Source organism: Achromobacter sp. 1011791174 (genome assembly GCF_059760925.1).
This window is the reverse complement of record NZ_JCBANH010000050.1, coordinates 28,940-42,602: the sequence shown is the minus strand read 5'-3', so window position 1 is coordinate 42,602 and position 13,663 is coordinate 28,940. Positions and strand designations below refer to the sequence as shown.

Genomic DNA, 13,663 nt, shown 5'->3' with positions numbered 1-13,663 from the left:
CTCGTGCTCCGGTGCGTGGCGGGGTTCTTCCGGGGGGGTATCGGCATGCTCCTGTCCCAGACCCGGTAGGGGCTGCAAGGGCTGCAGCGGCAGCCGCACGGGGCTGGCGGCCGACGCGCCGGTGCGCTCAGAATTGGGCGTGCTCCAGTACACGACCAGCAGCACCAGCGCGCCGTAGATCGCCAGGGTGTAGAGCACGGTCAGCGTGGCCCAGCCCACGCGCTTGCCGGTGATGGGGGGCGCGTCTTCGCGGCCAAGCAGGCTGCGCCAGCGCACCAGCGCGGCGCCCGGCGCGCTGATCAGCCACCAGGCCAGGCGCCGGACCACGCCGGGCGGACGGGGCAGCTGCGCGCTGACCTGGGCGGCCAGCAATTCGCGCAGGGCGCGGTTTTCCTCGAGCAGGCGCAGGGCATCCGCCGGCGCCTGATCATTGTGATCCGGAGTGCTGTCATGCTGCGTAGCGAGGGGATCGGACGGCGTGGCGGTCATGTTGAGAAAACTATAGATACAAAATCATGCGACCGCAATTATGAGGGGCGCGGGTAGCGGTCAAAAAAACGAATAAGCGGGCAAAAGGCCGGCTGCGGCAGGCACTTGCCAGCAGGGTGTAGGCATGTGTCCGGAAGGCGGACGCGACACGATGGGGAGCCGTGCTGTCATGCAAGTTCAGGTGGGTGTTCTCGCGCCTGGCGGCGCGCAGCATGCGATCCGGCGACTGCGGCAGATCCGGGATCCGTCGTCAGAGTGGCCCGCGCGCGGGAAAGCACAAAGCCGGCTTGCGCCGGCTTTGTGCTTGGGTGGGACCCGAAGGTCCCCGTGCCAGGTCGGGCAAGCCGGACCTCGCGGTCCGGACCTGCCCGGCAGTTCCTGCTGAGGCGTGATTAACGCAGCAGCGACAGAACGGTTTGCGGCACTTGGTTGGCTTGCGCCAGAACCGAGGTACCAGCCTGTTGCAGGATCTGGTTCTTGGACATGTTCGACACTTCCGTGGCGTAGTCCGCGTCCTGGATCCGCGAGCGAGCGCCCGACAGGTTGTTGACGACGTTGTTCAGGTTGGCGATCGTCGATTCCAGACGGTTCTGCACAGCACCCAGCTCGCCGGTCAGCTTGTTCAGGACCTTGAACGCGGAGTCCAGGGTCTTGAGCGGGTCGCCGGTCTTGTCGCCCTTGCTGGTCTTTTCGAACGTCATCTTGCCGTTCGCGCCCATGTACAGCTGCTTGCCGTAGTTGGAGGCGTTTTGATCGACGCCCGTGTTGGCGCCCGCGACCTTGGTATCGCCGCCGGCGATCGAGGTGATCTTGCCGGAGATTTGGTCGAACTGGTAGACGCTGGTGTAGGACTGGATGTCGGTCAGTTCACCCTTGCCGTCGACCTGGATCGTGGCGGCCGGGGTACCAGCCTTGGTGACTGCGCCAGCAGCCGTGATGTCCAGCGAGGTCGACAGCAGGCCCTGGCCCATCTTCACCGTGGCGGCAACGCCGGAGAGCTTCGACAGGACCACGTCCTTGGAGGCGGTGGCGTTGTTGGTGACGGTGTCGGCAGCGCCGCCGTTCTTGTAGGTGATCGAACCGATCGACAGGCTGACCGTGCCGGCGGTGGCGCCGCTCAGCGTGTTGTCCGCCATGTAGCCGGTGAGGTCGTCCAGCTTGGCTTGGGCGTAGGTGCCGCCGGCCGGGTTGCTGTCGGTGGCGACCAGGCTACCCTTGGTGTCGGAGTACAGCTTGTTGCCGTTGGCGTCCGTGATCAGGCCGTTGCCGTCGATCTTGATCGACACGGACTGGGTCTTGTTCGTGTAGGTGGCGGAAATCGGGGTATTGCCGATTTGAGCCTTGATGTTGCTGTTCAGCGTACCCGTGGTTGCCTTGGTGGTAACTGCGGTGTAGTCGTAGTTGTCGTTGGCGGCGTTGTACGTGTAGGTCGTGCCGGCGGAGGTGACGCTGTCGCCGTTCTTGAACTTGCCCAGAACGTCAGCAGCCTTCGCGTCCACGTTGGTGGTCGTGACCGTGTAGGTGTTGTTGGCGCCGGCAACCACGTTCGGGCCGCTCATGTCGTTGACGTTGGCGGCGCGGTTGTCGATGACACCCTTGCCGTTGACGTTGAAGCCGTTCAGGCCCAGCGTCTTGACGCTGATTTCCGACAGGTTCAGGGTGATGGTTTCGCCGTCGTTGGCGCCGACTTGCAGCGTCAGGGGCTTGGCGGCGGCCGACAGAACCTTCACGCCGTTGAAGTCGGTTTGTTGCGAGATGCGGTCGATGTCCGACAGACGCTGGTTGATTTCGTCTTGCATCGAATCCAGCTGCTCTTGCGAGTAGTTGCCGTTACCGGCCTGAACGGCCAGTTCGCGCACGCGCTGCAGGTGGGTGTTGACTTCGCTCGACGCGCCTTCGGTCGTTTGAGCCAGCGAGATGCCGTCGTTGGCGTTGCGGGCGGCTTGGGTCAGGCCCTTGACGTTCGCGGTGAAGCGGTTGGCGATGGCCATGCCGGCGGCGTCGTCCTTGGCGCTGTTGATGCGCAGGCCCGACGACAGGCGTTCGATGGCGGTACCCAGGGCGGACTGGGACTTGTTCAGGTTGTTCTGGGCAACCAGGGACAAGTAGTTGGTATTGATGACTGCAGCCATGTTTAAGCTCCCAAGGAGAGAAAGGCTTCTTCAAACCGGGCAGCTAGGCCGCCCAACTGTAACGTGAGGAACTGAATTTGAGGTTTTCAAGTTCGTCCGTTGCCAGGATTACGGCAGTCCAAAACCAGACTTTAGGGAGAATTTGCGAAGGACGTTCTTTTTTGTGCATGCGCGGGCAATGCAAAGATCGGGCCTCGGCCGCGTCGAAATAAAAAGGGGCGGAATGAATTCGCCCCTTTCTGGTTCTACTCCTGGCCTGCGCGGCCGGCCTAGATTAGCAAGCCCTGGATCCGGAGGCGGCCAAGCACGTCCGACAAGATGGTCTGCGCCACCGGGTCAAGATTGCGTACCCGCTTCAATGATTTGCCGTTGGGGTGGGACAGCTCCCCGGAAGCAAGAGCGTCGCGCAGTCGAGTGCGAATGTCCGCAACGGAGGCGCCTTGATCGATATGGCCGATCACGAAGCGGCCGACGGCGTCCGTGGGGAGACGGGTTTGCTGGTGCCAAAGATTGTATGGGCCGACCTGGAGGGCGGTTTCGCGGGTCAAGGCGTGCAGGCGGGCAAGTCCCGGAATCCACTTGGGCTTGGCGTCGTCTCCGCCATAGCCTACCGGCTCCAATCGATACTGGAGCGCGTTGGCGTTCAGCATGAGTACCAGATGGTGGAGAATCTGCTCGCGGAGCTGGTCGTCGGTGGTAGCCTTTCTGGCTTTGGGCCGGGCGGCGTCCACGAGTTCCTGGAAGGTCGCCGGACGGGGCCAGGCCGTGCGCAGCGCATCAGCGATGGCGATGAAGCTGGAATCCTGCGATGCGATATTGATACCACTGAGCGTACGATAGTGCCGCTCCTTGGAGGGAGCGCCCGCGGGCGCGCGCTCCAGTGTCAGGTGAGCAGCCAGGTGCATCTTCTCGAGAGCATTGGCTTCTGGGATATCCAGAATCTGGTCGGCGCGCTCCGAGCGGATGAGCAGGCTCTTGCGGAATTGCCGACCTACAGCGAAGTCGAGGTACTGTTCGCGCATTTCCCGCCCCGTGTCTGCCGACAGGGCGCCATGCAGCACCGCGACGTTGTTGCCGAAGTTCGACGCAATAGTGGATTGCGGTTCGGCGTCCGTCAAATAGGTCAATCCGGCTTGTTGGGCGGCTGCGACGAATTCCAGGAAGTAGCAGGGTGCATTGACCGCCTCCAAATGCTCGTGCATCAGGTAGTAGTCGGATTGCTGTCGCAGCTGGCGGGCGGCCTGTTGGAGCGCCGCGCGCATTGGATTGTTGCCCCATAGCCCGTTTTCCAACATGCTGAGCATGTCTTTTGCCCGCGCAAGCTGTTCTTCCGGCGTCTGTGCGCCATGGCTGTTCAGGATCATCGCGTCCCGCACCACATCCGAAGCCTTCCAGCCCGGGTAGGTGTTGTAGCTGATATAGGCAATGCCTTCCGGCGCCAGGTTCTCCCGGCATACGCGGAGGATGGCTTCGCGCACCTCTGGTGGCACCCAACTGAATACGCCGTGCACGATGATGTAGTCGAACTGTCCGAACTCGGGCGTGATGTCCGTGATGCTCATCGCGCGCAAGTCCAGGTTCTTCAGCCCCATGGCTTTGACGATGGACTGGCCGGCTTCAATCTGCTGGGCGGAGAGGTCCACGCCCACGGCATGGCCGTCGGGATGCGCGACGGCGTAGGGCAGCAGATTGCCGCCGGCGGCGCACCCCAGCTCCAGGACGCGGGCGTTTGCCACGGGGGGCGCGCTGACGCCATACAGCGCTGCCACGGCGCGCAGGTGCCCGGGCGCGGAGAAGGAGAAGGCATTCGATTGGTAAGGCGTTTCGTCGTAGGCCGCGGCTAGCGCCTGGGTGACGGCGTCGGTATCGGTCATTGCGTATTCCTGGGGGGCGGTAGAGCGAGTGCGCTGGCGCCGGCCCATGCCGGCGCCATGATGCGCGCCAGTCTGAAGGTTAGCTGTCGCTCGCGCGAAGAAATGGGGGGAATAAAGGCGGAATTCGCCGGGATCTTGCACGCTTGGCACGAACAGCTCGCGTGCGAACCCTGTAAACAGAGCGCTAAATAATCTGCGCGATCTGCCCTTCCTTGGGCAGATCCTGCCAGGCCTGTTCCTTCAGCTTGGCGCGAATCCGCGCCGTGGCCTGTGAGCGCAGCTGGCAGACGCGGGCCTCGGTCACGTTCATGATCGCGCCGATTTCCTTCAGGTTCAGGCCTTGCTCGTAACACAGCGACAGCAGCAGCTTTTCGCGATCGGGCAGGGCGTCGATGGCGTGCACCAGCGCCTGGCGGAAATCGCCCGCCAGCAGGGAATCCAGCGGATTGCCGGTGGCCGAGCCGTGGTTCAGCGTGGCGCTCCAGTCCGATTGCGCGCCCGGGCCGGTATCGGCGTCGGTCGTGAAATCCTCGTAATGCACGATCTGCACGCCTTGCGCGTCGTGCAGCAGCGCCTGGTATTCATTCAGCGGCAATTCCAGCTGCTGGGCGATCTCGGCTTCGGTGGGCGCGCGCATCAGGCGCTGCTCGAGCTGTTGGATGGCCTGCTCGATCTTGCGCGCCTTGGCGCGCACGCTGCGAGGCAGCCAGTCCTGGCCGCGCAACTCGTCCAGCATGGCGCCGCGGATGCGGGTGGTGGCGTAGGTCTCGAACTGCGCGTCGGCGGTTTCCTGATAACGACGGACAGCATCGAGCAGGCCGATCATGCCGGCCTGTATGAGGTCGTCGAGCTCGACGCTGGCCGGCAGGCGGGCGAGCAATTGCAGGGCCAGCTTCCGCACTAGCGGGGCATATTCGACCAAGCTGTCATCTGCGTGGGGCATTGCGGAAAGGTCAGGCGGTGTCCATCTTCACGCGCCGTCGATCGTTGTCAATTTGCGACATTGTCGACAAACGCGCGGCTGCACTAAAGCGGGGCAAGGATAAGTGATCGGCAAGTTGTCATTGTCGGCAAATGCGCTCTTTTCATTCCTTAAAGCACGCAACTTTTTGAATGCCTATTTGGCAAATTGACGTAAATTTGGCCAAGAATTGCATGTCAAGGTGTATCTAAAATCGCAAGTTGCGCAATATCAACAAAGATTTGTCATATAAGTCATAGAAAATGACATGACCTGTGGTAAATTTTACTTAAATTGCGAACAAATGATACATTTCGCATTAAAACAGGATGCAGCGGGCAATCATGCAACAAAACATGCGTTGCCCTTGGTAATCAAGCCCCTTGCGTGGGATAGGGAATAGGGAGTCGGGCGTGCAACAAGTCGAGAATTCTTTGCTGGCAGATATTCGTGAAGTGAATCTGTCCTACCTGTTGTTGGCGCAGCGCATGCTGCGCGACGACTATGCCGCATCCATGTTCCGTCTGGGATTCAGCAACGAAGTCGCCGATATCCTGATGCGCCTGTCGCCGGCGCAGCTGGTGAAGCTGGCCAGCTCCAGCTCGCTGCTGTGCCGCTTCCGTTTCGATGACTACAGCCTGCTGTCCGCGCTGACGCACGATGTGCTCGGCGGCGCGCTGCAGCAAGCGCATGCGACGATCCTGCTGGCGAAACAGCCGGTCGAAGAGCTGGCCTGACGGCCTTTCCGGATCCCACACGGATAATCAGTCATGGCCATCAAGAGCGTTTCGCAGGAAGCCGACGACATTCTGCTTGCCAGCTCGATGATTTCACTGGGCGCGCGGTTGCAGGTGCTGGAGGCTGAGACCAGTCTCAGCCACGACCGCCTGGCGCGCCTGTATCGGGAAATACGCGGCTGCTCGCCTCCCAAGGGCATGCTGCCTTTCTCGGTGGACTGGTTCATGACCTGGCTGCCGAATATCCATTCCTCGCTGTTCTACAACGTCTATTCCTTCCTGAACGCGCGCACCACCAGCAAGGGCATCCGCGCGGTCATCGACGCCTACCGGCTGTACCTGGAAAACTCGGGCGTGGACAACGCCGAGTCCGGCGAGCCAGTGCTGAGCTTCACCCGTGCCTGGATGCTGGTCCGCTTCTTCGACAGCGGCATGCTGCAACTGTCGGCCTGCCGCCAGTGCGGCGGCCATTTCATCGCCCATGCGCACGACCCGCAATCCGACTTCGTGTGCGCCATTTGCCGGCCGCCGCCCCGCGCCGGAAAGACGCGCGCGGCCGCCAAGGCGCGCGCCGGCAGCCGCCCCGTGCCTGCCTCCGACGCCGCCCGTTCCTGAGCGGCGGCGTCCAAATACATCAAAAGCCCTGGAAAACTCCCCGTAACCCGCCTTTTTGGGTCGGGGGGAACAGGGGATCATTGACGCCGGTTTTAGACTTCGTTGGCAGGGGCCTGATGTGTTGATTGTTATCGGTTATCTCGTGGTGAGCGTCTCGGTCGTCGGCAGCTTCATCGCGCTCGGCGGCCACCTGGGCGCGCTGTACCAGCCTTTCGAGCTCACGCTGATCTTCGGAGCCGCCTTCGGCGCGTTCCTGGCCGGCAACAGCAAGAAGTCCCTGATGCTGGTCAAGAAAGCCTTGCCCGACGCGCTCAAGAGCTCGCAGTACAGCAAAGAGGTGTACATGGAGCTGATGGCGCTCTTGTATGTCCTGCTGAACAAGGCGCGCCGCGAAGGCCTGATGGCCATCGAATCGCATATCGAGGATCCGGCCTCCAGCCCGATCTTCAGCGAGTACCCGCGCATCATGAAGGACAACAAGCTCATGGAGTTCATCACGGACTACCTGCGCATCATGATCAGCGGCAACATGAGCTCGTTCGAAATCGAAACGCTCATGGACGAGGAAATCGAAACCTACCGCCACGAGCGCGAAATCCCCACCCATGCCCTGCAACAGATGGCCGACGGCCTGCCGGCCTTCGGCATCGTGGCGGCGGTGCTGGGCGTGATCAAGGCCCTGGCGGCGGTGGACCAGCCGCCCGCGATCCTGGGCGACCTGATCTCCAAGGCCATGGTGGGCACGTTCCTGGGCATTCTGCTGGCCTACGGCTTCGTCGGACCGCTGGCCTCGCGCGTCGACCGCCGCACGGCCGAGGCGGTCAAGGTGCTGGAATGCATCAAGACTACGTTGCTGGCCAGCATGAACGGCTATCCGCCCCAGCTGGCGGTGGAGTTCGGCCGGAAGGTGCTGTTCTCGGCCGTGCGCCCGACCTTTGGTGAGCTGGAAGAGCACGTCCGGCAGACCAAGTCCACCGGCAAGGTCTGACGGAGCAGCGGGCCATGAGCACCGTAAACAACCACCGTGTGGTGATCCGCCGCAAGAAGGTCAGGGGCGGCGGCCACCACGGAGGCAGCTGGAAGATCGCCTACGCCGACTTCATCACGGCCATGATGGCGTTCTTCCTGGTGATGTGGCTGATCAGCATCGTGCCGCGCGAAGAGCTCAAGGGCATCGCGGAGTACTTCCGCATGCCGCTGCGGGTGGCGCTGACCGGCGGACCCAGCAGCTCGGCCGAGACCAGCGCCGTGCCTGGCGGTGGCCGCGATCCGCTGCGCAGCGATGGCGACGAGCGCCGCGCCCAGGGCAACCGGGTCGAGGCCCAGCCGATGGTGGACGCCGAACGGCGCGATCACCATCGCCTGGAAAACCTCAAGAAGCGCCTGGAAAACGTGATCGAGAACAGCCCGGTGCTCAAGAGCTTCCGGCCGCAGCTGCTGATCGACATGACCACCGAAGGCCTGCGAATCCAGATCATCGACAATCAGAACCGCCCCATGTTCGCCACCGGTCGCGCCGAGGTGCAGCCGTACATGCGCGACATCCTGCGTGAGCTGGGGCCGGTCCTGAACGAGCTGCCCAACAAGGTCAGCATCTCGGGCCATACCGACGCGTCGCAATACGCGCGCGGGGAGCGCGCCTACAGCAACTGGGAACTGTCGGCCGACCGCGCCAACGCGTCCCGCCAGGAGCTGGTGGCCGGCGGCATGAGCGAGAGCAAGGTCATGCGGATCCAGGGGCTGTCGTCCAGCATGAGCCTGGTTAAAGATGATCCGTATGCAGCCGTTAATAGACGTATCAGCCTTGTGGTGCTCAATCAGGGCACCCAGCGGCGCATCGAGAATGAAAACGCCGCGGCCGCCGACGTGAGCGCGCGCGATGCACGCGAGGTCGGAACGGCGGTGGAGGCGGCCCAGGCTGCGGTTAGGGCCGCCGGGCAAACCAATCAGGGCGCAGCGGAAAGCACCCCGCGCGCCGAAGGGGTTCAATAACGATGGCGGCAACGATACTGGTGGCCGATGATTCGGCCACGATGCGCATGATTGTGCAGGCGACGCTGACCGGCGCGGGCTGGAAGGTCGTGACGGCAGGCAATGGCGAGGAAGCGCTGGAAATGGCCCGCAGCCATCCCATCGACCTGGTGGTCAGCGACTGGAACATGCCCGTGATGGGCGGCCTGGAGCTGATCCAGGGTCTGCGGGGAGAGGACCAGTACGTGGACGTGCCCGTTCTCGTGCTGACCACGGAAGACGACGTGGACAGCAAGATGGCCGCCCGGGATCTGGGAGTGTGCGGCTGGTTGTCCAAGCCGGTCGATCCCGACGTGCTGGTGGAATTGGCGTCCGAACTGCTCAATGAGCAGCCGGGCGCGTAGGCGAGTTCATTTATGAAGGCGTACCGGCCATGAGTTCTGGTTTGGATCTCAGTCAGTTTTACGAGACCTTTTTCGACGAGGCGGATGAGCTGCTCGCGCAGATGGAGCAGCTGCTGCTGGAGCTGGACGTGGGCTCGCCCAACATCGAGCAGCTCAACGCCATTTTCCGGGCCGCCCACTCGATCAAGGGCGGCGCGGCGACGTTCGGCTGCTTCACGCAGCTGGCCGGCACCACGCACCTGCTCGAAAACCTTCTGGACGCGATCCGTCGCGGCGAAATGGCGCTGCGCACGGACATGGTGGACATATTCTTGGAAACGAAAGACGTGCTCAAAAGCCAATTGGACGCCTACCGGGCCTCCGAAGAGCCCGACGAAGCCGTATTCGAGCGCATCTGCGCGGTACTGAGGCAGCTGGCCCTGGAGCATAAGGATCCGGCGGCTGCCGCGCAGGCGCCGGCCCCCGCTCCCGTCGCGGCCCCCGCGCCGCCGCCCGCGCCCGAACCCGAGCCTGCCCCGGAACCGGCGGCGGCCGCGCCGGCGGGCGACGGCGCCGGCCTGCCGCTGCGCGTGCGCATCACCAAGGTGTCGGACAAGGACGCCGAGGCCCTGCTCGAGGAAATGGGCAACCTGGGTCAGGTGCGCGCCAGCGAGCGCGCCAATGGCACGCTGACCGTCTGGGTCGACAGCACCTGCACGCCCGACGATATCGAGGCGGTCTGCTGCTTCATCGTCGACGCCGATCAGCTGAACATCGCCCGCGAGGCGGCTCCTGGCGCATCGGCGCCGGCGGCCCCGGTCGAGCAGTTCGCGCAGGCGGCCGAGCAGTTCGCCGCGCAGGCGCAAGCCCAGGCGCCGGCGCCGGCTGCTGTCGCGCCGGCTCCGGCCGCGCCCGCCGTGGCCGAGTCGGCCGCCGCTGCCGAAGCCATCACCCAGGCGGCGCGCGCCACCCGCGCGGCGCCCGCGCACGCGGACAAGGAATCGACTTCCATCCGCGTCGGCGTGGAGAAAGTCGACCAGATCATCAACCTGGTGGGCGAGCTGGTCATTACCCAGGCCATGCTGGCGCAGACCGCGTCCACGCTGGATCCTGTGCTGCATGACCGCCTGCTCAACGGCATGGAGCAGCTCGAGCGCAACGCGCGCGACCTGCAGGAAGCCGTGATGTCCATCCGCATGATGCCGATGGACTACGTGTTCAGCCGCTTCCCGCGCCTGGTGCGCGACATCGCCGGCAAGATGGGCAAGCAGATCGAACTGCAGACCTACGGCCGCGCCACCGAACTGGACAAGAGCCTGATCGAGCGCATCATCGATCCGCTGACGCACCTGGTGCGCAACAGCCTGGACCACGGCATCGAGACGCCCGAGAAGCGCGTGGCGTCCGGCAAGGATCCCGTGGGCCAGCTGGTGCTTTCCGCCCAGCACAACGGCGGCAACATCGTGATCGAGGTGAGCGACGACGGCGCCGGCCTGAACCGCGAGAAGATCCTGAAGAAGGCCATGTCGCAGGGCCTGCCGGTCAACGAAAACTCGCCCGACGACGAAATCTGGCAACTGATCTTCGCGCCCGGCTTCTCCACGGCCGAGAAGGTCACGGACATCTCCGGTCGTGGCGTGGGCATGGACGTGGTGCGCCGGAACATCCAGGACATGGGTGGCCACGTGCAGCTGTCGTGCGAGCCGGGCAACGGCACCACCACGCGCATCGTGCTGCCGCTGACGCTGGCGATCCTGGACGGCATGTCGGTGCGGGTGGGCGAAGAGACCTTCATCCTGCCGCTGAACCATGTGACCGAATCGCTCCAGCCGACCAACGACCAGATCTATTCGGTCGCCGGCAACGAGCGCGTGATGCAGGTGCGCGGCGAGTACCTGCCGCTGGTCGAGATGCACCGCGTGTTCTCCGTGGGCGGCGCGCAGACCGATCCCACCCAGGCCATCGCGGTCATCATGCAGGCCGAGGATCGCCGTTTCGCGCTGCTGGTGGATCACCTGATCGGCCAGCACCAGGTGGTGGTCAAGAATCTCGAGTCCAATTACCGCAAGGTGCCCGGCATTTCGGCGGCCACCATCCTGGGCGATGGCAGCGTGGCCCTGATCGTCGACGTATTCGCGCTGGCGCGCGCCAACCGTGAGCGTTGGTCGCAGCCCGAAGCCATTTTGAATTGATGGAGAATGAACCTCATGGCAGCCAAACCGCAAGCGCAGGCCGCGCGCAATGAAGATGTCGGCAGCGAGTTCCTGGTCTTCACGCTGGGCGACGAAGAGTACGGCATCGACATCCTGAAGGTCCAGGAAATCCGCGGTTATGACGCGGCCACCGTGACCCGCATCGCCAATGTCCCGCCCTTCATCAAGGGCGTGACCAACCTGCGCGGCATCATCGTGCCGATCGTCGACCTGCGCATCAAGTTCAACCTGGGCAGCGTCGAATACAACGAGCAGACCGTGGTCATCATCCTGAACCTCGAGCGCCGCGTGGTCGACGGCGTGTCCGACGTGCTGATGCTCAACTCCGGCCAGATCCGGCCCGCGCCAGAGTTCGGCGCCACGCTGTCCACGGAATACCTGACGGGCCTGGGCACGGTCGACGAGCGCATGCTCATCCTGGTCGATATCGAGAAGATGATGACCAGCGACGAGATGGCGCTGGTGGAGAAGGTCGCCTCCTGAACGGGGCGGCAGGCAGGATGAACGGACGAGGCGTCATATTGAACCCGATGTGACGCTTTCCTCAACGATTGCAGTCAGGGAGTGGTTCTTGTGATGCGCAAGTTTTTCGCGAACATGACGATACGCGCCAGCCTGTTGTGGGTGCTGGCGTTCTTCTCTTTCATGTTGGTGATCGGTGCCGCGCTGGGCGTGCTGTCCCTGCGCATCAGCAACGGTACGCTGGCCGAACTGAAGCAATCGCAGGAACTGGACGATGCGCTCGGCCGGGTGGTCCTGAGCTACAAGGACGCGCTCAACGGCCTGAGCCGCGCGGCCTCTTCCAATTACGCGGACATCGTGCGCAACGTCGGCCAGGCGACCCTGCCGACGGCGGGCCTGGCCGGCGAAGCCGCCGGCCTGCTGCAGCGGGCGAAGGCCTCCCTGAATAAGGGCCAGGCCGAGTACGAGTACTACAAGAGCCTTGCCAAGCCCGCCGACGCGGCCGAATCGCTCAAGGAAATCGAAGAGTCCTACAGCATCCTGATCCAGCAGGGCCTGAACCCGCTGGCCGCCACGCTGGAAAAGGGCGACATGCCCGGCTACCAGACGCAGGTGCAGATGGTGCAGGACACGCTGGAAGGCCGCTTCGCGCGCGCCATCGAGGGATTTGACTTCTGGCGCGCCAGCAAGACGCTGGACGCCTTCGAGGTCGCCCAGGTGCGCTACCAGTTCGTGCTGATCGCGGTCAGCGCCGGCGGCGTCATCGCCGCGCTGCTGGTGTTCGCCACCTATGTGTTCCTGCGCCGCCGCGTGCTGCAGCCGCTGCAGGAAGCCGGCCACCATTTCGATCGCATCGCCGGCGGTGACCTGACCGCCCGCATCGAGGCGCGCAACACCAACGAGATCGGCCTGCTGTTCGCGGCGCTCAAGCGCATGCAGGAGAGCCTGACGCGCACGGTGTCGGCGGTGCGTCGCGGCGTGGACGAGATCAACGTCGGTTCGCACGAGATCGCGGCCGGCAATACGGACCTGTCCAGCCGCACCGAGCAGCAGGCGGCCTCGCTGGAAGAGACCGCGGCCTCGATGGAGCAGCTGGCCTCGACCGTCAAGCAGAACGCGGACAACGCGCGCCAGGCCAATCAGCTGGCGGCCAGCGCGTCGGACGTGGCCGAGCGCGGCGGTTCGGCGGTGTCGGAAGTGGTGACGACGATGCACGGCATCTCGGCCAGCTCGCGCAAGATTTCCGAGATCGTGTCGGTGATCGATGGTATTGCGTTCCAGACCAACATCCTGGCGCTGAACGCGGCGGTGGAAGCGGCGCGGGCGGGCGAGCAGGGCAAGGGCTTCGCGGTGGTGGCGGGCGAAGTGCGCTCGCTGGCGCAGCGCAGCGCGCAGGCGGCCAAGGAGATCAAGGGCCTGATCGAGGATTCGGTCGGCAAGGTCGGCGCCGGTTCGCAGCAGGTGGAGCGCGCGGGCGCGACGATGCAGGAGATCGTGGCGTCGGTCAAGCGCGTGACGGACATCATGGGCGAGATCTCGGCGGCGTCGGAAGAGCAGTCCAGCGGCATCGACCAGGTGAACCGCGCGGTGTCACAGATGGACGAGGTGACGCAGCAGAACGCGGCGCTGGTGGAAGAGGCCGCGGCGGCCGCGGGCTCGCTGCAGGAACAGGCGCAGCGCCTGGCCGAGGCGGTGGCGGTGTTCAAGATCAACGCCGGCGAGGTCATCGAGGTGCCGGCCCACCGTCTTTCGGGTCAGCGTTCGTCCGCGGACGGCACACGGTTGCAGGCGCCCGACGCGCTTGCGCTTGAACACTGAGGCTAGCG

The 13,663-nt window shown here is 64.1% G+C and carries 11 protein-coding genes and 1 pseudogene; 8 read left to right on the top strand and 4 right to left on the bottom strand.

Translation table 11 applies throughout. The features are described from left to right. The 4 genes and pseudogenes from AC6LJ5_RS17830 to AC6LJ5_RS17815 form a co-directional block, all read right to left on the bottom strand. Positions 1 to 489, bottom strand: a pseudogene (locus AC6LJ5_RS17830) (hypothetical protein); the annotation flags it as partial. A 392-nt stretch (positions 490 to 881) separates the two neighbouring features. Then, complete coding sequence (locus AC6LJ5_RS17825; RefSeq protein WP_498141169.1) at positions 882 to 2,621, bottom strand: flagellin N-terminal helical domain-containing protein; 1,740 nt, start codon at positions 2,619 to 2,621, stop codon at positions 882 to 884. A gap of 269 nt (positions 2,622 to 2,890) precedes the next feature. After that, positions 2,891 to 4,495, bottom strand: a complete 1,605-nt coding sequence (locus AC6LJ5_RS17820) for a methyltransferase regulatory domain-containing protein (RefSeq protein WP_498141168.1) — start codon at positions 4,493 to 4,495, stop codon at positions 2,891 to 2,893. Positions 4,496 to 4,679: 184 nt separating this feature from the next. Then, a complete protein-coding gene (locus AC6LJ5_RS17815; protein WP_392411206.1) occupies positions 4,680 to 5,438 on the bottom strand; it encodes an RNA polymerase sigma factor FliA in 759 nt (252 codons plus the stop codon). Positions 5,439 to 5,869: 431 nt separating this feature from the next. Between AC6LJ5_RS17815 and flhD the strand changes: the two genes are divergently transcribed. The 8 genes from flhD to AC6LJ5_RS17775 all read left to right on the top strand — a co-directional run bounded on the left by flhD (position 5,870) and on the right by AC6LJ5_RS17775 (position 13,655). Next, positions 5,870 to 6,193 (top strand): flagellar transcriptional regulator FlhD, encoded by a 324-nt coding sequence (gene flhD / locus AC6LJ5_RS17810; protein ID WP_006219025.1) that lies wholly within the window; start codon positions 5,870 to 5,872, stop codon positions 6,191 to 6,193. A gap of 33 nt (positions 6,194 to 6,226) precedes the next feature. Further along, complete coding sequence (gene flhC, locus AC6LJ5_RS17805; protein ID WP_392411207.1) at positions 6,227 to 6,808, top strand: flagellar transcriptional regulator FlhC; 582 nt, start codon at positions 6,227 to 6,229, stop codon at positions 6,806 to 6,808. A gap of 118 nt (positions 6,809 to 6,926) precedes the next feature. After that, positions 6,927 to 7,796 carry a flagellar motor stator protein MotA gene (motA, locus tag AC6LJ5_RS17800; RefSeq protein ID WP_498141167.1) on the top strand — a complete coding sequence of 290 codons (870 nt, stop codon included), beginning with the start codon at positions 6,927 to 6,929 and terminating at the stop codon, positions 7,794 to 7,796. Positions 7,797 to 7,810: 14 nt separating this feature from the next. Further along, the gene (gene motB / locus AC6LJ5_RS17795) at positions 7,811 to 8,800 is read left to right on the top strand and encodes a flagellar motor protein MotB (protein WP_103274008.1); all 990 of its coding nucleotides are present in this window, start codon (positions 7,811 to 7,813) and stop codon (positions 8,798 to 8,800) included. 2 nt (positions 8,801 to 8,802) lie between these two features. Further along, entirely contained in the window at positions 8,803 to 9,183 is a 381-nt protein-coding gene (locus tag AC6LJ5_RS17790; RefSeq protein ID WP_498141166.1) for a response regulator, read from the top strand. Positions 9,184 to 9,212: 29 nt separating this feature from the next. Further along, positions 9,213 to 11,354 carry a chemotaxis protein CheA gene (gene cheA / locus AC6LJ5_RS17785; protein WP_498141165.1) on the top strand — a complete coding sequence of 714 codons (2,142 nt, stop codon included), beginning with the start codon at positions 9,213 to 9,215 and terminating at the stop codon, positions 11,352 to 11,354. Positions 11,355 to 11,369: 15 nt separating this feature from the next. Further along, the gene (locus tag AC6LJ5_RS17780) at positions 11,370 to 11,858 is read left to right on the top strand and encodes a chemotaxis protein CheW (protein WP_498141164.1); all 489 of its coding nucleotides are present in this window, start codon (positions 11,370 to 11,372) and stop codon (positions 11,856 to 11,858) included. Between the two features lie 93 nt (positions 11,859 to 11,951). Beyond that, positions 11,952 to 13,655, top strand: coding sequence for a methyl-accepting chemotaxis protein (locus AC6LJ5_RS17775; RefSeq protein WP_498141163.1), 1,704 nt, complete (start codon positions 11,952 to 11,954; stop codon positions 13,653 to 13,655). Positions 13,656 to 13,663 lie beyond the last annotated feature (8 nt).

What these genes read in the sequence shown, in the direction of transcription:
- AC6LJ5_RS17825 (WP_498141169.1), bottom strand. Translation starts at nt 2,621, where the DNA reads ATGGCTGCAGTCATCAATACCAACTACTTGTCCCTGGTTGCCCAGAAC.
- AC6LJ5_RS17820 (WP_498141168.1), bottom strand. Translation starts at nt 4,495, where the DNA reads ATGACCGATACCGACGCCGTCACCCAGGCGCTAGCCGCGGCCTACGAC.
- AC6LJ5_RS17815 (WP_392411206.1), bottom strand. Translation starts at nt 5,438, where the DNA reads ATGCCCCACGCAGATGACAGCTTGGTCGAATATGCCCCGCTAGTGCGG.
- flhC (WP_392411207.1), top strand. Translation starts at nt 6,227, where the DNA reads ATGGCCATCAAGAGCGTTTCGCAGGAAGCCGACGACATTCTGCTTGCC.
- motB (WP_103274008.1), top strand. Translation starts at nt 7,811, where the DNA reads ATGAGCACCGTAAACAACCACCGTGTGGTGATCCGCCGCAAGAAGGTC.
- AC6LJ5_RS17790 (WP_498141166.1), top strand. Translation starts at nt 8,803, where the DNA reads ATGGCGGCAACGATACTGGTGGCCGATGATTCGGCCACGATGCGCATG.
- cheA (WP_498141165.1), top strand. Translation starts at nt 9,213, where the DNA reads ATGAGTTCTGGTTTGGATCTCAGTCAGTTTTACGAGACCTTTTTCGAC.
- AC6LJ5_RS17780 (WP_498141164.1), top strand. Translation starts at nt 11,370, where the DNA reads ATGGCAGCCAAACCGCAAGCGCAGGCCGCGCGCAATGAAGATGTCGGC.
- AC6LJ5_RS17775 (WP_498141163.1), top strand. Translation starts at nt 11,952, where the DNA reads ATGCGCAAGTTTTTCGCGAACATGACGATACGCGCCAGCCTGTTGTGG.